This is a genomic window from Kribbella sp. WER1, from assembly GCF_054189145.1.
The window spans coordinates 6,667,367-6,684,712 of the sequence record NZ_CM135186.1; the positions used below are offsets into that span (position 1 = coordinate 6,667,367).

21 protein-coding genes are annotated in these 17,346 nt (G+C 66.3%); 4 read left to right on the forward strand and 17 right to left on the reverse strand.

Annotated features, from left to right (window positions below):
- Window positions 1-9 precede the first annotated feature (9 nt).
- Together ACXJJ3_RS32585 and ACXJJ3_RS32590 are read left to right on the forward strand one after the other, a co-directional pair.
- Window positions 10-933, forward strand: a complete 924-nt coding sequence (locus ACXJJ3_RS32585; protein ID WP_458165696.1) for a carbohydrate ABC transporter permease — start codon at window positions 10-12, stop codon at window positions 931-933.
- Window positions 930-1,757: a carbohydrate ABC transporter permease gene (locus ACXJJ3_RS32590; protein WP_458165697.1), complete on the forward strand. Its 828-nt coding sequence runs from the start codon at window positions 930-932 to the stop codon at window positions 1,755-1,757. Before ACXJJ3_RS32585 ends, ACXJJ3_RS32590 begins: the two co-directional genes overlap by 4 nt.
- A 1,297-nt stretch (window positions 1,758-3,054) precedes the next feature.
- Here the strand turns inward: ACXJJ3_RS32590 and ACXJJ3_RS32595 are convergent.
- Both ACXJJ3_RS32595 and ACXJJ3_RS32600 read right to left on the reverse strand, forming a co-directional pair.
- A complete protein-coding gene (locus ACXJJ3_RS32595) occupies window positions 3,055-4,887 on the reverse strand; it encodes a DUF222 domain-containing protein (protein WP_458165698.1) in 1,833 nt (610 codons plus the stop codon).
- A 95-nt stretch (window positions 4,888-4,982) separates the two neighbouring features.
- Window positions 4,983-5,537, reverse strand: a complete 555-nt coding sequence (locus ACXJJ3_RS32600) for a CGNR zinc finger domain-containing protein (protein ID WP_458165699.1) — start codon at window positions 5,535-5,537, stop codon at window positions 4,983-4,985.
- Between the two features lie 80 nt (window positions 5,538-5,617).
- Between ACXJJ3_RS32600 and ACXJJ3_RS32605 the strand changes: the two genes are divergently transcribed.
- Window positions 5,618-6,772, forward strand: coding sequence for an epoxide hydrolase family protein (locus ACXJJ3_RS32605; protein WP_458165700.1), 1,155 nt, complete (start codon window positions 5,618-5,620; stop codon window positions 6,770-6,772).
- On the opposite strand, the gene ACXJJ3_RS32610 is transcribed toward ACXJJ3_RS32605, so the two are convergent.
- The gene (locus ACXJJ3_RS32610) at window positions 6,755-7,408 is read right to left on the reverse strand and encodes a hypothetical protein (RefSeq protein ID WP_458165701.1); all 654 of its coding nucleotides are present in this window, start codon (window positions 7,406-7,408) and stop codon (window positions 6,755-6,757) included. The genes ACXJJ3_RS32605 and ACXJJ3_RS32610 overlap by 18 nt on opposite strands.
- Complete coding sequence (locus tag ACXJJ3_RS32615) at window positions 7,405-7,929, reverse strand: hypothetical protein (RefSeq protein WP_458165702.1); 525 nt, start codon at window positions 7,927-7,929, stop codon at window positions 7,405-7,407. Before ACXJJ3_RS32615 ends, ACXJJ3_RS32610 begins: the two co-directional genes overlap by 4 nt.
- 123 nt (window positions 7,930-8,052) lie before the next feature.
- Here ACXJJ3_RS32615 and ACXJJ3_RS32620 point away from each other — a divergent pair, with 123 nt between their 5' ends.
- Window positions 8,053-8,565, forward strand: coding sequence for a hypothetical protein (locus tag ACXJJ3_RS32620; protein WP_458165703.1), 513 nt, complete (start codon window positions 8,053-8,055; stop codon window positions 8,563-8,565).
- Between the two features lie 54 nt (window positions 8,566-8,619).
- Here ACXJJ3_RS32620 and ACXJJ3_RS32625 read toward each other — a convergent pair whose 3' ends face one another.
- The 13 genes from ACXJJ3_RS32625 to ACXJJ3_RS32685 all read right to left on the reverse strand — a co-directional run bounded on the left by ACXJJ3_RS32625 (window position 8,620) and on the right by ACXJJ3_RS32685 (window position 17,227).
- A complete protein-coding gene (locus ACXJJ3_RS32625; protein ID WP_458165704.1) occupies window positions 8,620-8,745 on the reverse strand; it encodes a hypothetical protein in 126 nt (41 codons plus the stop codon).
- Between the two features lie 12 nt (window positions 8,746-8,757).
- Window positions 8,758-9,009: a DUF7455 domain-containing protein gene (locus ACXJJ3_RS32630; RefSeq protein ID WP_458165705.1), complete on the reverse strand. Its 252-nt coding sequence runs from the start codon at window positions 9,007-9,009 to the stop codon at window positions 8,758-8,760.
- Entirely contained in the window at window positions 8,958-9,350 is a 393-nt protein-coding gene (locus ACXJJ3_RS32635) for a hypothetical protein (RefSeq protein ID WP_458165706.1), read from the reverse strand. Before ACXJJ3_RS32635 ends, ACXJJ3_RS32630 begins: the two co-directional genes overlap by 52 nt.
- 3 nt (window positions 9,351-9,353) lie before the next feature.
- The gene (locus ACXJJ3_RS32640) at window positions 9,354-9,659 is read right to left on the reverse strand and encodes a hypothetical protein (protein ID WP_458165707.1); all 306 of its coding nucleotides are present in this window, start codon (window positions 9,657-9,659) and stop codon (window positions 9,354-9,356) included.
- Window positions 9,660-9,770: 111 nt separating this feature from the next.
- On the reverse strand, window positions 9,771-10,583 hold the full coding sequence (locus ACXJJ3_RS32645; RefSeq protein WP_458165708.1) for a hypothetical protein: 813 nt from the start codon (window positions 10,581-10,583) through the stop codon (window positions 9,771-9,773).
- Window positions 10,584-10,767: 184 nt separating this feature from the next.
- On the reverse strand, window positions 10,768-11,121 hold the full coding sequence (locus ACXJJ3_RS32650; RefSeq protein ID WP_458165709.1) for a DUF4406 domain-containing protein: 354 nt from the start codon (window positions 11,119-11,121) through the stop codon (window positions 10,768-10,770).
- Window positions 11,118-11,486, reverse strand: coding sequence for a DUF7169 domain-containing protein (locus tag ACXJJ3_RS32655; protein ID WP_458165710.1), 369 nt, complete (start codon window positions 11,484-11,486; stop codon window positions 11,118-11,120). The genes ACXJJ3_RS32650 and ACXJJ3_RS32655 overlap by 4 nt, the downstream gene beginning before the upstream one ends.
- Window positions 11,487-11,568: 82 nt before the next feature.
- A complete protein-coding gene (locus ACXJJ3_RS32660) occupies window positions 11,569-13,422 on the reverse strand; it encodes a DNA polymerase (protein WP_458165711.1) in 1,854 nt (617 codons plus the stop codon).
- Window positions 13,423-13,498: 76 nt separating this feature from the next.
- Entirely contained in the window at window positions 13,499-13,678 is a 180-nt protein-coding gene (locus tag ACXJJ3_RS32665; protein WP_458165712.1) for a hypothetical protein, read from the reverse strand.
- A gap of 8 nt (window positions 13,679-13,686) precedes the next feature.
- Window positions 13,687-16,185: a phage/plasmid primase, P4 family gene (locus ACXJJ3_RS32670; protein WP_458165713.1), complete on the reverse strand. Its 2,499-nt coding sequence runs from the start codon at window positions 16,183-16,185 to the stop codon at window positions 13,687-13,689.
- A 63-nt stretch (window positions 16,186-16,248) separates the two neighbouring features.
- Window positions 16,249-16,593 carry a hypothetical protein gene (locus ACXJJ3_RS32675; RefSeq protein WP_458165714.1) on the reverse strand — a complete coding sequence of 115 codons (345 nt, stop codon included), beginning with the start codon at window positions 16,591-16,593 and terminating at the stop codon, window positions 16,249-16,251.
- 210 nt (window positions 16,594-16,803) lie between these two features.
- On the reverse strand, window positions 16,804-17,028 hold the full coding sequence (locus ACXJJ3_RS32680) for a hypothetical protein (RefSeq protein ID WP_458165715.1): 225 nt from the start codon (window positions 17,026-17,028) through the stop codon (window positions 16,804-16,806).
- The gene (locus ACXJJ3_RS32685; protein WP_458165716.1) at window positions 17,021-17,227 is read right to left on the reverse strand and encodes a hypothetical protein; all 207 of its coding nucleotides are present in this window, start codon (window positions 17,225-17,227) and stop codon (window positions 17,021-17,023) included. The genes ACXJJ3_RS32680 and ACXJJ3_RS32685 overlap by 8 nt, the downstream gene beginning before the upstream one ends.
- Window positions 17,228-17,346: the final 119 nt, after the last annotated feature.

Genomic DNA, 17,346 nt, shown 5'->3' on the forward strand with positions numbered 1-17,346 from the left:
TCCTCCCCTGTGACGACCACTGTCGCGCCCACCGCGGCCGCTGCCTCTGCATCGGGCAAGCGGCCGCGGGGCGCCAAACTCGTACGGATGCTGCCCCTGTCGCCGGCCATCGGGCTGATGCTGGTGTTCCTGGCCGGCCCGATCATCTACTGCGTGTACGCCGCGTTCACGAACATGGCGCTCACCGGGACCGGCGCCGCGAACGTCAAGTTCGTCGGGCTGGACAACTTCCGGAAGGCGTTCAGCAGCAGCGCGTTCACCAACTCGATCTGGCTGACGCTGGTCTTCACGCTGATCTCCGCGATCATCGGCCAGAACACCCTCGGCCTCGGCCTCGCGCTGCTGATGCGTCGCTCCACCAAGGTTGTCCGGAACTTCGTCGGGACCGCGGTGATCGGCGCGTGGGTGCTGCCCGAAGTGGTCGCGGCGTACCTGCTGAGCGCATTCTTCAACGACGACGGCACGCTGAACGTGATGCTGCACGCGGTCGGCCTGCCCGGCCAGGACTGGTTGTACGGGGCACCGATCATCGCGGTGTCGCTGGCCAACATCTGGCGCGGCACGGCGTTCTCGATGCTCGTGTACTCGGCCGCGCTGAGCGAGATCCCGAAGGAGATCGAGGAGTCGGCCGAGATGGACGGTGCCGGCGGCTGGCGGCGGCTCGCGTTCGTGACCGTCCCGATGATCACCCGCGCGATCATGACCAACCTGATGCTGATCACCCTGCAGACGCTGAGCGTGTTCGGCCTGATCTACGCGATGACCCGCGGCGGCCCCGGCACCAAGAGCCAGACGCTGCCGCTGTACATGTACGAGCAGGCGTTCAGCTTCTCCCAGATCGGCTACGGTACGGCGATCGCGCTCGTGATGCTGGCGATCGGCGCGATCTTCTCGCTGATCTACCTACGCGGACTCAACTCGGAGGCAGCATGATCGCGCGCGACCGTCTCAGCAAGGTCACGTCGAACCTGATCCTGCTGGCCATCGGCGTTCTCTTCGTGCTGCCCTTGCTGTGGGTGCTCTTCGCCTCGATCAACCGGACCGCCGGGCTGCGGGTCGAGCTGCCGACGCACCCGACGCTGGAGAACTTCAAGGCCGTGCTCAACACCGACACGACGTACCGACCGGTCTTCAACGGGATCGTGTTGTGCGGCGGGGCGGCGCTGCTGACGATGGTTTGTGCGGTGCTGGCGGCCTATCCGTTGTCGCGCTTCCGGACCCGGTTCAACCGGCCGTTCCTGTTGACCGTGTTGTTCTGCACCGGGTTGCCTATCACTGCGGTGATGGTGCCGGTTTACGGTCTCTTCGTGCAGCTGAACCTGGTGGACACCATTGGCGGGACCATCATGTTCATGGCGACCTCGGCCCTGCCGTTCGCGATCTGGCTGACGAAGACGTTCATGGACGGCGTACCGATCTCGCTCGAAGAAGCCGCCTGGGTCGACGGCGCCGGCAACATGCGCGCACTGTGGGCGATCGTGCTACCACTCATGTGGCCCGGCATCGCGGTCGTGCTGATCTTCACCTTCATCGGCATGTGGGGCAACTTCTTCGTCCCCTTCATGCTGCTGCTCTCACCCGAACGGCTGCCCGCCTCCGTCAGCATCTTCACCTTCTTCGGCCAGTACGGCGAACCCAACTACGGCCAGCTGGCCGCGTACTCCCTCATCTACACCACCCCCGTCCTCCTCCTCTACCTCCTCCTAAGCCGCAAACTCGGCGGCGCCTTCGCCCTCGGCGGCGCCATCAAGGGCTAACCCCCACCGCCCCGCAGCGCCTCCCCTTCCTGCACCTCCCGCACGACGCACACACCGCTCGCGAGGCGCAGGCCGTCCTTAGCTGGTGCTGTTTCACCAGCTAAGGACACCGCTTCGCGGCACCTGTCTTTTGGGGCCGGCGGCGGCGTGCGCATGAGGTCATCGCGGGGTGGAGGTTGCCGGCGCCTGGTGCTGCCCTGCCGGGCGATGGTTCTTCTGGCGCCTTCTGCGCGGTGCGCGTGAGGTGGTCGCGGGGGTGGGGGTTGTTGGTGGCTGGTGCTGCGCTGCCGGGCGATGGTCACCGCCTTGCGGTGGCTGTTCTTTTGGCGCCTTTGGCGCGGTGCGCGTGAGGTGGTCGCGGGGGTGGGGTTGTTGGTGGCTGGTGCTGCGCTGCCGGGCGATGGTCACCGCCTTGCGGTGGCTGTTCTTTTGGCGCCTTCTGCGCGGTGCGCGTGAGGTTGATCGCAGGGCGGAGGTCGTCGGCGGCTGGTGCTGTGTCACCGGCTTTGAGGTCACCGCTTCGCGGCGGCTGTTCTGCAGCCGCCTTCGGCTGTGTGCGCGTGAGGTGGTCGCGGGGCGGGGGTGTCGGCGCCGGGTGCTGTTCTGCCGGGTGATGGTTACCGCTTTGCGGTGGCTGGTCTTTTGGCGCCTTTGGCGCGGTGCGCGTGAGGTGGTGCCGTGCGGGAGGTGGTTGGAGCGGCGTGCTGTGCCACCGGGTGCTGTTCTGCCGGGTGATGGTCACCGCCTTGCCGTGGCTGGTCTTTTGGCGCCTTCGGCGCGTGCGCACGAGGTGGTGCTGTGCGGGCGATGGTTGGCGCGGCGTGGAGGTTGGCGGCGTGGAGTGCGGTCCTGCTGGAGGAAGGGCCCGGTTCGGGTGGCTGTCTGGTGCTGCGCTCGGCGTCGGGTGTGACGTACTCGCGTGGGAGAGGGCGGTTGCGCTGGAGTTGTTCGTCGTACGCGCAGGTGTTAGCCCGCGAGCGTCGTGTGGTTGCTTGAGGCAGGCCTACGTGTGGTGGTGGCGGATGCAGGGGAGTGAGCTCCCGGTGTGCTCCGGTGTGGGCCGCTGGGCGCCGGTGGGCTTTGTGCGGTTCGGGTGGATCGGGGTGAGCGTGTGCGGCGTGCCCGGCGGCGGTTGGGCAGGCTGCGTTTGATGGGGCTTGAGGTGGTTGTGTGATGGCGGGGGTGTGCTGCAGCTGCACGCGGTACTGCAGGGTTGGCCGCGCATGCTGAGGCGGTGGGGTGTTGCCAGCGGGCGCGCGTGGGGTGGTTGCACGCGTGGTGGGGGGGTGCTGGTGGCTCAGATGGTGATGAAGGGTGGTGGGTCGGTGGCGGGTTCGGTGGGGGTGCGGGTGCCCCAGACGGCGAAGCGGGCGGCGGCGGTGAGGGTGGCTTCGTCGGCTTTCCAGCGGGTGGTGCGTGGGGTGGGTGGGTCTGTGTAGTCCCACTGGTTGGGTGGTGAGGGCGGGGTGGGGGTGGTGGGGTTGTTGTTGGGGTGTTGTGGGCGTGTGGGGGTGGCACCCGGTGGTGGTGATGGTGCGGGTGTGTCGGGGAGTTCTTGTGGTGTGTTGGGTGGTGGGTTGGGGCGTGTCGGGGGTGTGGACGGAGCTGTCCTCTGGTTTGTGGTTGCGGGTTGCGCGGGTTCTGCGGCTGTGGGTTGGGCAGGGTGTGGGCGTGCGGGTTGGGTGGGGTGGGTGCTTTGTGGCTGGGCGGGGCCGGTGCTTGGGGCTGTTGATGTGGCCCAGGTGGGGCGGGCTACGTGGACTTTGCCGTTGGTGATGGTGAGGTGCCAGCGGCCGGCGTGGAGGTCTATGTGGTGGCGGCGGCACAGGAGGGCGAGGTTGGTGAGGGTGGTGGGTCCGCCGTCGAGCCAGGAGATCAGGTGGTGGGCGTCGCACATCACCGGGGGTGCCGCGCAGACTACGCAGCCGCGGTCGCGGGCGTTGAGGGCGTGGCGGATGGGGCGGGTGACGAGGCGTTCGCGGCGGCCGACGTCCAAGGGTTCGGAGTTCGAGCCGAGGACGAGGGGGATGATGCCTGCGTCGCAGGCGAGGCGGCGGACGGTGGCGGCGGACAGGTCGTCGCCGTAGACCATCCGACCGGTCCCGGCGCTCTGGCCGGTACCGCCGGCTCGGCCGGTCCCGGCGCCCTGGCCGGTTCCGCCGGGCTGGCCGGTTCGGTCGGGTCGGTCGGTTCCGCCGGGCTGGCTGGTTCCGCCGGTTCGGTCGGTTCGGTCGGGTCGGTCGGTTCCGCCGGGCTGGCTGGTTCCGCCGGTTCGGTCGGTTCCGCCGGGTCGGTTGGTTCGGCTGGGCTGGTGGGTTTGGCCGGCGGCGTTCGCGGTTGTGTTCGCGGTGGTGTTCGCGGTGGTGGTGCGGAGGTCGTCGAGGTCGATGGTGATGGTGATGTTGGCTTTGGCGCCGTGGCCTGGGGTGGTGGTGTCCCAGGCGTTGGTGGCGACCGTTAGTGCGGTGGTGAGGGCGTCGGCTTGGCGTTTGTCGCGGGGGCGGGGGTCGTGGTCGCCGTCGGTGGTTTTGTGGGGGCGGGCGCCGGTGTGGATGATCGCGCGCAATCGTTCGGCGTTTTCGTTGGCGAGGTAGCCGCGGAACTTCACGCCGTTCTCGGCAGCCGTCAGGGTGAGGGACTCGCGCTGGTAGGCCTTTTGCTCTTCGGGTTCGGGGCCGTCGGAGTCGAGGAGGTTGCAGAGTTGTTTGGCGGCGGTGCGGAGCTCGTTCGGGGTGAGGTGGGCCGCTAGCCCGACGAGTTGGGTTTCGGCGATGTCGAGGTCTTCTACCGGGACGCGGGTACGGACGCGTTCCAGTTCGGTGACGATCGCCGATGCGTGGGCGGTTTGGAGGGTATCGAGGGCTGCTTGGACGGTCTTGTACTTGGGGAGGGTGCGGGCCAGGCGGACGTCACGCCAGGCTTCGGGGCGGTTGCGGTGGTGGCGGAAGGTGAGGAGCTCGACCGTGTCTCGGGCGCCCAACTCCTGGGGGAGGCCGGACTCTTCGATGCGGGCGATGACTTGGAGGCGGAGGGATTCCAGGCGGAGGATCTCGGTGTTGAGGGCGTCGAGGGCGGGCAGGAGGTCGTGGTTGCCTAGGGCAATCACCTGCCTACCCTCGAGGATGTTCATGGGGAGAAGCTTAGGCAAGGCCTCCGACAGTTTCCAAGCTGGGATCGCCTTGTTTTTAAGGGGAATAGTTATCCACAGATTTTAGCCGGGTGCCGTCAGGTGTGGGGGTGGTGGGTGGCGTTGAAGCGGGCCTTTTTCTGGCGGTTGCCGCAGGTGTTCATGTCGCACCAGCGGCGGGTTCGGCTTTGGCTGGTGTCGAAGAAGGCGGCTTGGCAGGTGGGGGAGGCGCAGAGGGCGAGCTTGCCGTCGCGGTCGCCGGAGAGGATATGGATGGCGTCGGCGGCTATCACGCTGAGGGCGTCTTCGATGGAGGAGGTTGCGAGGTGCCAGGTGCGGTTGCCTTGGGGGGGCAGGACGGCGGCGGCTTGGCCTTGGAGGCTGCAGGTGTTGATGACTTCGACGGCGGCGGCAGGAGGTGTGGCTGCCAGGGCGGTCGCGGTGGCGGCGGCGTGGATTGATTCTCGGAGTTCTACGGCGTGGGCGAGTTGGGCGGGGGTGCAGGAGGTGACCTGCAGGCCGCTCACGGAAAGCCAGTCGAGCAGGCGTTCGGGGGTGGGGATGCGCTCCACGGGATCGCCGCTGCGTTCGGTCAGCGTGGCCGTGAAGCTGGTTGCCAGCACGGTGCCGAGGCGGAAGTCGGGGAAGCGCATGGAACCACCTTAGCCGGTTGCCGACGGGCCGGAGCGCGTGCTAGAACCGTCTTAGACGGTTCACCAAGAGGAGGCCCGGGATGGAAGCGTTCGAAGCACGTGCGTCCGACGCCGAGCTCGACGAGTTGCGGGCGCGGTTGGCTGCGGCGCGGTTGCCGGAGGCCGAGACGGTGTATCGCGCGGGGCCGGATCCGCGGCGGTGGGATCAGGGCGTTCCGCGCGCGGATCTTGTCGAGCTCGTGGAGTACTGGCGGACGGCGTACGACTGGCGGGTGTTCGAGGATCGGCTGAACGCCATCGGGCAGTACCGGACGAGCATCGACGGGCTGGGGATCCACTTCCTGCATCGGCGGTCGCCGCGGTCCGATGCCACGCCGTTGGTGCTGACGCACGGGTGGCCGGGCAGTGTGGCCGAGTTCGTCGATGTGGTGGACGAGTTGGCGGATCCGGCCGATGACGGCATGCCGGCGTTCCATGTGGTGGTGCCGTCGCTGCCGGGGTTCGGGTACAGCGACAAGCCGGCCGCGACCGGGTGGGGGACCGAGAGGATCGCGGCGGCGTGGGTGGAGTTGATGGGGCAGCTCGGGTACGGCGAGTTCGTCGCGCACGGCGGTGACTGGGGCGGGAACATCACGACGGTGCTCGGCGGGAGGTTTCCGGAGCACGTGCTGGGGATCCACTCGACGTTCGCGGAGGGGCTGCCGGGGTTGCCGACGGACGGGCTGACGGCGGACGAGCGGCGGTGGACGGAGGAGACGTACGACTTCTGGCATCACCGCGCGGCGTACGCGAAACAGCAGGCGACGCGGCCGCAGACGATCGGGTACTCGCTCGTGGACTCGCCGATCGGGTTGCTGGCTTGGCTGCTGGACAAGTTCGCGGAGTGGTCGGACACCGTGGACAGTCCGTTCGAGACGCTCTCCAGGGACCGGGTGCTGGACGACGTCACGCTGTACTGGTTGACGCGCAGCGGGGCGTCGGCGGCGCGGATCTACTACGAGAGCCACAACTCGCTGGATCCCGAACTGCGGGTCGACGTGCCGGCGGCGCTCACGGTGTACCCGCGCGACATCGAGAAGTATCCGCGTCCGTGGGCGCAGGAGCGGTACCGGCGGATCGTGCGCTGGGGGTCGCCGGAGCGCGGTGGGCACTTCCCGTCGCTGGAGGTCCCGGAGTACTTCGTCCGAGATCTGCAGGAAGGACTCGCGGCGGTGCTGTCAGCCGGCAAGAACTAGGGCCTCTTTCCAGGCGTTCAGCTTTTCGGGGAAGGGCTGGGACCACTGGGGGTCGGGGATCGCCTGGGTGTAGCGGGCGAGGGCCTGCGGGATGAGGGCGGCCGCGGTGGGGGTGGCCTCCAGGGCCACGGCGAGGCGGATGGTGAGGGTGGAGATCCGGGTGAGGCGGTCGTGGTCGGGAGTGGCCTCGAGGTCCTTCAGCTGGCCGCGGAGTTGTTTGAGGGTGCGTACGGCGGTGCGGTGGTCGCCGCGGCCGGAAGAGGTCTCGTCGGCCGGGATGCCGAGCAGCTCGGCGGCTTCGGCGGAGGGCTCGGGGAGCGGGGCCGGTTTGCCGAACAGTCGGGGTTTGCCGAGCTGATCGGTGAGCTGGGCGAGCAAAGCGTCGAGGGATGCGACGACGGCGGGGACGGCCCGGTCGGCGGTCTTGCGGCGGTTGGTGTCGAGGGCGGCGAGGCGGGCGTGCTCTGCTTCGATCGCCGCGCGGACGGGGTCGGGGAAGACGTCCAGGCCGGTGAGTTGCTCCTGGCGGGGCGCGGACGGGCTGAGGGCGCTCGCGTCCAGCGGCTTGGCGCCGGAGCGGGCCGCGGTGATTTCTTCCTCGAGTTTCTTCTTCGGTCCCGGGACGATTGAGCTCACGTGTCCAGCCTACGCAGGTTCCAGACCGACGGGACCACAAGTGTGATGACGGTGATCAGGGTGAAGAGCGCGGCGCCGTACAGTTCGACGGCTTTGGCGCTGGTGGCGACGGCGACGTAGCCGACGGTGAGTTGGCCGGCGGGGCCGGCGATGAACGAGCCGAGCATGTCGTACGACGAGACGCGGGACAGCTTGTCGATCGGGATGTGCTGGCCGAGCGCGGTCTCCCAGCTGATCCCGAAGATGTCGAAGCCGACGCCGAGGACGAACGCCGCGATCGCCATCGCCCACAGCTGCGGCAGTAGCGCCAAGCAGAGCATCACCGGGACCGTGAGCAGCATGCCGAGCATCCCGGTGCGCAGCGGCCGGCCGGGTTTGAGGCGGAGCATGATGATGCCGCTGGCAACGAGCCCGGCGCCGAAGCAGGCGCTCACCACACCCCAGCCGGCCCGGCCGAAAGTACGGTCCGCGATCACCGGGCCGAGGACCTGGAAGCAGGCGGTGTAGATCAGGTTCAGCAACGCGAACGCGAGCGCCTAGAGCCCAGCAAACGCACTACTAATCTGGAGCGCGCTAACGCTGTGTATCATCTTCTCTCAGGTTCGATTCCGGACCGTGCCAGTACAAGAAGCCGGGGGGCTTTCATGAGCATCCGCAAGACCGTCCTGCCGTTCGCCATCGCCGCCGTCCTCACGCTGTCAGCGTGCAGCAGCAAGGCTGAGTCCGACGGCGCACCCGCCACCTCGCCGAGGTCAACCGCTCCGGCCGCCGTGGTGAAGACAGCAGCGCAGATCACCGAGGGCATGACCAAGCCGGATGGCGCGAAGGTCACCGTGTGGACTGCCGAGACGGACCCAAACAAGAAGCTCGGGCGCCCGGACGGGTACACGTCGGCGGCGACGATCTGTGACCCGCGCGTGAAGACGGCGGACAGCGAGCCGGGGGCGTCGTGCGGACTGACTGTGGAGGTGTGGTCTTCGGAGGCGGACGCGAAGCAGCGAGCGGAGTTCATCGCGACGGCCCAGAAGAACGGTAACGGCGTGCTCGGTACGGAGTACCACACGATCCACGGCGGGGCGCTGCTGCGGGTGACTGGCGAGCTGACGCCGGATCAGGCGAAGGTGTACGCCGAATCGTTCGGCAAGGTCGCCAGCTAGCCCCAGAAACGCAGAAAGCCCCCGCCTCGCGATGAGGTCGGGGGCTTTGCTGTGTCATCCACCGATGAGCTTCCGGAGCGCTCCGGCGCGCTTCTCAGGGCTGCTCTGCTTCGAGATGCGGTCAAGCTTGCGGGCGTCGCTGTCTCGGGTCGGCTTTGGCTTCTTCGGCTTGTCAGCCACGGGTGAGGCTCCTTACGCGTCAGCGGACGGTGACGGGGCGGTGTTGATGAGGTGGCGCTCGTCCAGGATCGTGGCGCCAGCCTCCAGGAGAGCGACCTCATGCGCGGCGTAGTGGTGGGCGCAGAACAGCAGGTATCCGACCTCCAAGGACGCGCGTACGAACGCTTGGGCGCCGCACCTGTCGCACCGGTCATGAAGGCGCTGAAGGGCCGTCACGAGATCCCGCCAGAGATGAGCGCTGCGGTTGGTCGCGTCCGGCGCCACACGCGGGTCACGCCTTCAGGGTCGTAGATGACCTGGTGGCCACCCTCGATCACGTCCGCCTCGTTGACGTAGATGATCTTCAGGTCGAAGCCGTACTTTTCCAGCAGGCGGAGACTTTCGGCGTCGAACCACGCGCGGAGCTTGTCGAGAGAGGCGAAGGCGCAACGATGGATACCACGCCGGAAGCCTCGAATGCCATCATCGAACGGGTTCGGGTGGCTCTCGCTCCACTGCGTCTTGTCAAGCGCGGCGGCTAGGTCGGCGTGTTTGTAGTAGAGCCCAGCGTTGTACGGTCCACTCTTCGTCGCGTGGTGCTCGATGCGGTAGAGGCGTCGGCTCATCGCTCAGCCCTCCGCGTTCGGTGCGCCGTCGATGAACGAGAGCGGAACCGTGCCGTCGATCTCGTCCGCGATGTTCAGGAGCTGCGCGGCGATCTGCCGGAGCTGCGGGGCGGCGAAGTAGCAGACAGCAGCGCGGGGACCGGCGTGCATCATGAGCCCGCCGCGAGCCGCGAGACCGGAACCGGCTTTACCTACGCGCTTGGCGTGGAAGTGGTCGCCCTCGGTGTAGTTGCATTCGATCTCGAACTCTTCGCCCATGTAGCCGTAGCGCGCTGCCTCACCTAGGGCCTCGAACTGCTCCTCGGTCATTCGGTAGTCCACGGTGTTCCCTCCGTTCGGTTGCTGTGGTGATGGACAGGGCCATGGGCCGGAAAGCTGCTCAAAACTCGTGGCAACCTTCCGACCCGAAGCCGCGTCGTACTACGCGTGAGTCACACCAAGCGCCTTACGCATCTTCGCCAAAGCCTTAGCCCGCTTGCGCTGCACGGTCGGGCGGGTGAGGTCCATGCGGTGAGCGATCTCAGCGTCAGGCTGCGGGTCGTACTCGGTGAAGCCGTACGAGAGACGGCAGATGCGTTCTTCGTCGTCGTCCACGGCGCGGAACGCAACGTCAACGAGAATGGCGTCTTCGGCGTCAGAGATGGGCGAGGAGCTGAAGACAGGGGAAGCCGCACGCTCCTCGCCATCCCGCGAGTCTTCATCCTCACGCGCCGACAGGGACTCAGCGCCGATAGCCTCCAGGATGGACAGGAACGTTTCCTGAGCCAACGAGAACTCAGGCGCGCGGCGGTATGCCTCCCTCACGTCACCTTCGCACGCGCGGATGATGCCGAAGTACCGCGTGAGCGTGCGCTTCGGGATCTGGAAGGCGCTCTTCCCGTGGCTCTCGCGGACCACAGCATCCGTGATGTAGTCGCGGACGCGGCCAGAGATGCGCGGGGATGTGGAAACGTCATGTACCCGGATCAGGCCCAGGACGGCTTCGACGGCAGCCTGTTGCAGGTCATCTGGCGACACAGCCGATGCGCCGTAGTCACTGAACCGGCCAATAGCCCCCTCTCGGAGCCCGCCATTGACCTCAGCGACCACAGCGCGGAGGACCGGGCCATATGCGCGGAGAAGCAATTCCATCGCTGACTGGTCCCCAGCCTGCGCAGCCAGGATCGCGGCGGCTTCGGCGTCCTCGGTGAGCGAGTGGTCGGTATCGGTGTACTTGAAGAGTTCGGTGATCACGGTGGGTGTCTCCTTCGATTAGTTGCGCAAGGCGCCTTACGTATCGTTGCGTGAGGCATCTTACGCACGTTTGAAGCGTCGATTCAAGTACGCGCTTGAGAGCTGAGTCACATGGATGTGATTTCAGGCAACGGCAAAGCCCCCGGACCAGAGCGGTAACCGGGGGCTTTGCGGGTGAGGTGTGTCAGACGGCCTTGGGAAGGAACTCCACGGACATCAGTACGTCTGCGAGGCGGAACACCGGGTGCCCGAGGGCTTCGGCGTAGATGACTTCTACGGCGGCCCCGGGGGAGTCCTCCCAGCCGGGGAGCAGGACAACTGCATCAGTGTCCGCGACGGCTTGTACGTCGCGCTCCAGCGCCGCCTGGAGGTCGAAGTTGTCCAGGTCCATTCCCGCGTCAAGCTCATGCGGGGAGACCACGAGGAACCCGATCTGGCGTAGTGCGTACGCGGCGGCGTCGAACACGGGGAAGTTGAACTCAGGTAGTCCGGTCATTGGCCCGCTCAAGTACACCGAGTGGACCTCGGACAGGCTCACGGCAGCCCCCCGCCGTCGTACCGAGCGACAGCACGCGCCATCGCGACGCGCGACGCGCGCAAGGTGATTAGCGCGTCTCGCAGTGCGATTTCGGCGCTAGCCACCGTGCGCCGAACCGCGAGACGGCGCGGGTCGGCAACGATGTCGAACGTAGGGTCAGACTTCCCCCCGGAAGCACGCTGTTGCGTATCCTCGCGAGGCTTCGGGACCGGGCTTGCTGACCACTGTCGGTCAAGCGCGGCTGGAAGCTCGTTCATCAGCGAATCCGTCTCCTCTTTGATCAGGTCCGCGAGGCGGTGCATACCGGTTCCGTTGTCCGGTCCCCCTTGGAGATTATGATCACTCATCGTAGCGGCCTCCCGCATGTTACTTGAACGTTCGATAGAAACGGCTGTATGGGAAGCGTCACAGCAACTTGCCTGTAACGCTCGGCATCTGTAGTGCGCTTCATGCCGCGTGGTCTAGTTCGGCAGGTACGCCGTACCCGCTGCCCCACGAGTTCCCGTAGACCTCAGCGTCACTCTTGATCGGCACGCCGAAGAAGTCCTCTGTCTCCATGAGCCGACCAATCTCCCGGATGACTTCCTCGGCCTCGCGCTGCGGTGCTTGTGCGATCAGCTCGTCATGGACAGGCAGTAGGAGGTAGTCGCCCATCCCGGCATCGAAGATGTCCACGATTGCCTGAGCCAACAAATCGCGCGCCGTGCTCTGAACCATGTAGTTAGTGCCCGAGTACAGGCGGTCACGGTCTAGCGGGAGGTGCCTGCCGGAGGGTGTGACAACCTCCTTCTTGCCGTACTGCGCCCGCGACTGGAGTTTCTTGCCGTATCTCTTGATCCCGGGGAAGCCCTGTTGGAACAGCGCCTTTGCCTCGCGTGCGACATCCACAGTCACACCAGCCTGCCGTGCGAGCGTCGGCGCCCCACCGCCGAAGACCTCACCAAAGCCCGTGTTCTTCGCGAGCTTCCGCTGTCGCGGCGTGAAGTCCGGACCGAACATGCCGGTAGCAACGGCGTCATGGATGTCCATGCCGTCGCGAATAGCCTTGATCATCGCTGCGTCTTCGGACAGCGCCGCGAGCACGCGCATCTCAACCTGTGCGTAGTCGGCGGCAACGATCGTCATGCCGGGGTCAGAGATGAACGCGCGACGGATCTTCCAGTCAGACGACGGGAGCTGCTGAAGCGGGGGCTTGCTGACGCTCATGCGGGCCGTGCGTGCCTGTAGCCCGCCGATCATCGGGTGGATACGGTCGTCCCCGTCACGTAGGTCTAGGAACGCCTGAGCGTACGACTCAGCCCATTTCCCGGCCCGCTTGGCGTGTAGTACCGCGTCGGCTAGCGGGTTCGGCTCGCGGGCGTTGTTGCGCTCCCACTGGAGATCCAGGTCCGCGAGGGGGAGAAGCACGTTCTTGTCCACCTTCAGCGCGCCGGAATCCGTTGTCTCCGTGAGGTCTTCGCCCATGGCAACGAGCGCTGCGGAGACCTGCGCCGTGCTGTTGACGTTGGCAACGCCGAACGTAGCGGCAGCGCGCTTGTTGCGGTCCGCCTCTTCGCGAAGCTCGTCCTTCAGCTTGTGCACGTAGTCCACGTCAAGGCGCATGCCCTTGCGCTGCATGATCGCTAGGAGCATTGCGAAGTGGTGCTCAAACTGCGAGAGGTGGTTCAGCCCGAGATCGCGGATGAGCGGGGCAAGCTCCACGAAGAGGAGCTTCGAGAGGACCGGGTCCAGTCCGGCGTACCGCTCGTAAACCGGGTGGTCGATATCGATCAGCGCCCAGCCGGTCTCTTTGGTTGCCTTGTACTCCTTGCGGAAGACCTCGTTCAGTCCGTCTTGCGTGTCCGGCGCCGTGGGATCGATGTAGATCTCTGAGAGTTCCTTCAGCCGGAGTCCGGCTCCGCCCTCGGTGCGTTGGCGTGGATCCAGGAGGTGAGCGAAGATCCGGGTGTCGAAGCAGCGAGGGCCTAGCTCCTCGATCTTGACGCCTAGGGTTCGGTCGATCACCTGAAGGTCGTACGGCGCGTTGTGGAGCGTGAAGTGCCGATCCTGCTTGAGGGTCCGAACGATCACGTCCCGGAACTGGTCGGCTCGCAGTACCCATGCCTCGCGGGCGTTCCCGAGCTGAACGAGCCGTACGCCGAAGCCACGGGAGTACACGTCAAGGCCGGTCGTTTCGGTGTCTAGCCCTAGAACCCTGTCGCCCTGTGCGAGGAAGGATTCGAAGCCGGGGAGGTCCGCTCGGGACTCCGGTACGTTGATCAGGATTTCGCGGCCAGCGAGTGTGTGTTCGTACGTGCGCAAGTGGTGTCACCTCCTTACGTGGAAGAGCCCCCGCCCGACCGTGCGCTCAGGTCAGGCAGGGGCTCGCTTGGGTGGGCTAGAGCAGGTCCAGCTCGGCGCAACAGTCACGGCAGATGACGCGCGCTGATACGGGGACGAAGTACGCGAGATTGCAGCTCGGGCAAATCGCTTCCTTCTCGTCCAGCCCGAGGGGAGGCTCTTCCTGACGGAGTCGCAGCGTCGCCGCGTCCGCGAGGAACACGTCCCGTGTGTTCATGGCTCTCCTCAGAGGACATCGTCCAGAGACGCGCCTCTCGTTGGTGTAGTGGTTTCAGGAGAGGACAGGGCCAGCGGTTCGGTTTCTGCTCGCTCGGTTTCGTCCGGGCGCATGTCCGCTTGTCGTGCGCGGCGGATACCTTCGAAGACGACGCCCTGGTTCCCCTTGCGCTTCACGCACCCGCGCTCTTCGAGAGCCGCGAAGAACGTCTGCCGCGTCCAGCGCTCGCGCTGCGGGAGGTTCTCCTCATCGGCCCACTGGAGGTACGCCTCAAACAGAACCTTGCCCGTGACGCGGCCCGAACCCGTGTCCTTCACGAAGACGCCCGGCAGGAAGCCCGCGAGGGCATCGCTCGTCTCGCGGTACTCCGTCGTCGCCTTCATGATGATGTCCGGGTCCTGAAGCCCGCCACGGAACCACTCGACGGCGCCACGAACGGCCCACGCGAGGATTCCAGCACGCTCCGCTAGCAGCTTCTCCGACAGTGCGTGGTCGCGCTCCTCCGGGCGGAAGTATCGCTCCCAGGGGATGAGCTTGACCCGTCGCCAGAGTCCTTCGTCCTGACCCCGGAACTTCGGCTTGAAGTTCGTTGCGAGGAGCAACAGGAAGGTCGGTCGGAACTCGAAGAACTCCTTCCGCATGAACCGAGCCGAGATGAGATCCTTACCCGTGACCCGCTTGAGGACAGCTTCCGCCATCGGGCGCCCCTGGTCACCCTCCGCAGCCATGACCAGCCGTGCGCCCTTCAGCGCCGCGAGATCGTTGGGGATGCCACCCGACGCGCGCTCTTCGAAGGTGCTGAACGGGGTGGTCACCGTGAGGTCCCGGAAGATCTCGGTAAGGGTGTCGGTGAAGACGCTCTTCCCGTTGGCGCCCGTGCCCCACAGCACAGCGAACGCCTGCTCGTCCGTACGGCCCGTGATGCCGTAGCCCACGAGACGGCGCATGAACGCCGGTAGATCCGGGTGGCGTGGGAACACCTCATCCAAGAACGCTTCCCAGCGAGGAGCCCGCGCATCGCGGTCATAGTCGATCTCGATACGGCGGGTCAGCAGGAGCGCCGGATCATGTGGAGACAGCTCTCCCGTGCGAAGGTTGACAACTCCGTTGCTTACCGCAACCAAGTCGGTGTGCTGGTCGAAGTCGTTCACGTCCGCCGCGACCTCCGGCAGCGCCTGAAGCTCCTTCATTGCCGCGCTGATGCCGATGGATGACTGTGAGTGTCGCGCCCACTTCTCCCAACGCCGTGCGGTCTTGGAGGACGCGGAGCCGACAACGCCGTCAGCCTCCGCGCTTAGCCGGTCAGCAATCTGTGCGATGCGGTCGGCGGACTCTTGGATGTAGGCGCGCGTGCGGTCGAGCTTGTCTGTCTTCCACACGCCCCCACGGAGCAGGAAGAAGCCCGCCTCAGGGGAGAACTTCACGCCGGAGCCCTGCGCTTCGATGAAGTCACGAGCGAAGCGCGCGTTCCCAAGATCCGTCAACGGGTAGCGGTCTTCGTCGCGGTCGCGGAGGACGGCAGCGGTGGAGGTCTCCTCTCGGGTGTCCGCGATGGCGCGGACAACGTTCGTCAGGAACCGGTCGCCGTCGCGCTCTCGCCAGTCGGTGAGATCGAGCTTGTCCGGTACCGGGAGGATCTTCGCACGGCGGCCACGGGCTAGCAGCGCCTGAGCAAGCCGTGACGCGAAGGTGCTCCCGGACGGGTCGCCGTCGCCAGCGATCACCGCGAGACGGTCGCCTACCCACTCCGCAACCTGGTTCAATACGGACTCATTCGCCGCGAGCCCAGCGCCGCGAATCAAGATCGTGTCGTAGCCGATGGCAACTGATGTCATACCGTCGCCCGGACCCTCAGTGATCATCACCTCATCCCAGCCGGACGCACCCTCAAACCATGCGAGCTTGGCCCACGATGCCTTCTCGGGGGACGCCGGACCATACCAGCGGACGCGGGCGTCCTTCTGGAATGAGCGAGCCTGGTAGCCACGCGGTACGCCGTCCTTGTCCCGGAACGGCACCACGAGGCGCGGCCCGCCCGGGAGACCACCGTTGGTGATCTCGCCATCCTCGTTGTACTCCGCTGCGGGGGCGTAGCCCAGACCGAGACGCCGGAAGTCGTCTTCGGTGATCCCGAACCGCTCTTCGGCGTACGTGCGCGCCCGGTCTCCGTGAGGGTGGCGCGCTTCCTGCGCCCAGCGGTACAGGTCAGCTCCCAGCGCGGCAACGTCCTCCGCCGACGCCGGTACGTCCTGCGAGGTCGCGGGGTCGAAGGACAGCGACTCCGGAACCTCCATCGATGCCAGGTCTCGCATGGTCAGCTTGAGCGCCCGCATTACGTACGGGGTCTCGCAGCCCGCGCGGCACTTGAGCAGCACCTTCCCCGCGTCGCTCACGGTGATGCGAAGCGACGGCTTGCTGTCGCTGTGCGCGGGGCAGTGGACTACGTACCCGTCTCGTTCCTCGATCTGTTCGCCGTCGAAGCGCGAGAGGAAGTCAGTCAGGTTCACTGTGCTTGTTCCTCCTAGTCTGTTGTCGTCGGGTACGGACAGGGCCACTGCCCGGAAACGTGCTCAGTCGTTGCTAGCGGCAAGCGCACGGATGAGTTCTGGCAAGTCGGCTAGACGCATCACGAGATACGACTCTTCGACCGGCTTACGGGCTCGCTTGACGACGGCAGCGGCGAAGGGCTCTCCAGAGTTGACCTTCTGGACCTGCGCCCCAGCTACGCCCTCGCGGAGTGCGGAGGTCACGTCTCGCCAGTCCTTCGCCTGGAGGGTGAACGGAGACGCGATGATGTCTCCCTTGTCCAGGAAGCCCGCTTGGCGCGGCTTGTACGCCTTGATGCCGTTGTCCAGGAGGAACCGCTCTACGGCGGTCTCCCAGCGCGTGCCCTTCTCCTTGTTCGGGTTGCTCATACGGCAGCTCCGCAGGCAGGACAGGGAATCGGCATCCCATCTACGGACAGAGACTCCTCATCATGGAGACCGGAGCACTCAACCTGACCGGGGATCGCGGCGAGCTGTTCAGCGCGGATGTACTCGTTCAACCCCTGCGGGTTGAGCGCAGCGGCGAAGCCCTCAGCCATAGCCCGCCCCCACTCGGTCATGGCCCTCGACCACTTCCGACTAACCACGCTGCACCTGCGCAGGCTTGCTGTTGCGCGCCCGGACGACTACCTCAATGGCAACGCGGGCAAGTAGCTTGAGCGCCGTTGCGGGGCTCTTGTCGCTCTCGATCCTGAGATCGATGTAGACCGCGTCTAGTCCGTACTTCGACCCGGCGCGGATCACGCGGACCTGTCCGGGTTCGTACGGCTCGTCAGAGTAGATCTGTACCGATGGATCAGTCATCGTTCCTCCAATCGATCGTTCCGCCCATCGCGGCGAACACGCCTAGAGGTGTGGCCCAGCGACCAACCCACTCCACCGAGGGCGTTCCTGTGATGTGCAATGCGTCGTACTCGCGTGGGTCGTAAACCTTGCCCGCGATGTCTCCCGGACCGCTGACCTCCCGGAACCCACCCGATGTGCTGTGGCGGATGATGCGCATAGTTCTCCTTGCTGCAAAGGGAAAGCCCCCGCACCGACCGGAGTAGGGATCGATGCGGGGGCAAGCGGTCAATCGGACTGCGGAGCTGCTAGAGCCACGACGCCGCCCCAGACCATAGC

Excerpts from the sequence above, each read along its gene's own strand:
- ACXJJ3_RS32590 (WP_458165697.1), top strand. The coding sequence starts at position 930 with ATGATCGCGCGCGACCGTCTCAGCAAGGTCACGTCGAACCTGATCCTG.
- ACXJJ3_RS32595 (WP_458165698.1), bottom strand. The coding sequence starts at position 4,887 with ATGAACATCCTCGAGGGTAGGCAGGTGATTGCCCTAGGCAACCACGAC.
- ACXJJ3_RS32600 (WP_458165699.1), bottom strand. The coding sequence starts at position 5,537 with ATGCGCTTCCCCGACTTCCGCCTCGGCACCGTGCTGGCAACCAGCTTC.
- ACXJJ3_RS32605 (WP_458165700.1), top strand. The coding sequence starts at position 5,618 with ATGGAAGCGTTCGAAGCACGTGCGTCCGACGCCGAGCTCGACGAGTTG.
- ACXJJ3_RS32620 (WP_458165703.1), top strand. The coding sequence starts at position 8,053 with ATGAGCATCCGCAAGACCGTCCTGCCGTTCGCCATCGCCGCCGTCCTC.
- ACXJJ3_RS32635 (WP_458165706.1), bottom strand. The coding sequence starts at position 9,350 with ATGAGCCGACGCCTCTACCGCATCGAGCACCACGCGACGAAGAGTGGA.
- ACXJJ3_RS32640 (WP_458165707.1), bottom strand. The coding sequence starts at position 9,659 with ATGACCGAGGAGCAGTTCGAGGCCCTAGGTGAGGCAGCGCGCTACGGC.
- ACXJJ3_RS32655 (WP_458165710.1), bottom strand. The coding sequence starts at position 11,486 with ATGCGGGAGGCCGCTACGATGAGTGATCATAATCTCCAAGGGGGACCG.
- ACXJJ3_RS32665 (WP_458165712.1), bottom strand. The coding sequence starts at position 13,678 with ATGAACACACGGGACGTGTTCCTCGCGGACGCGGCGACGCTGCGACTC.
- ACXJJ3_RS32675 (WP_458165714.1), bottom strand. The coding sequence starts at position 16,593 with ATGAGCAACCCGAACAAGGAGAAGGGCACGCGCTGGGAGACCGCCGTA.
- ACXJJ3_RS32680 (WP_458165715.1), bottom strand. The coding sequence starts at position 17,028 with ATGACTGATCCATCGGTACAGATCTACTCTGACGAGCCGTACGAACCC.
- ACXJJ3_RS32685 (WP_458165716.1), bottom strand. The coding sequence starts at position 17,227 with ATGCGCATCATCCGCCACAGCACATCGGGTGGGTTCCGGGAGGTCAGC.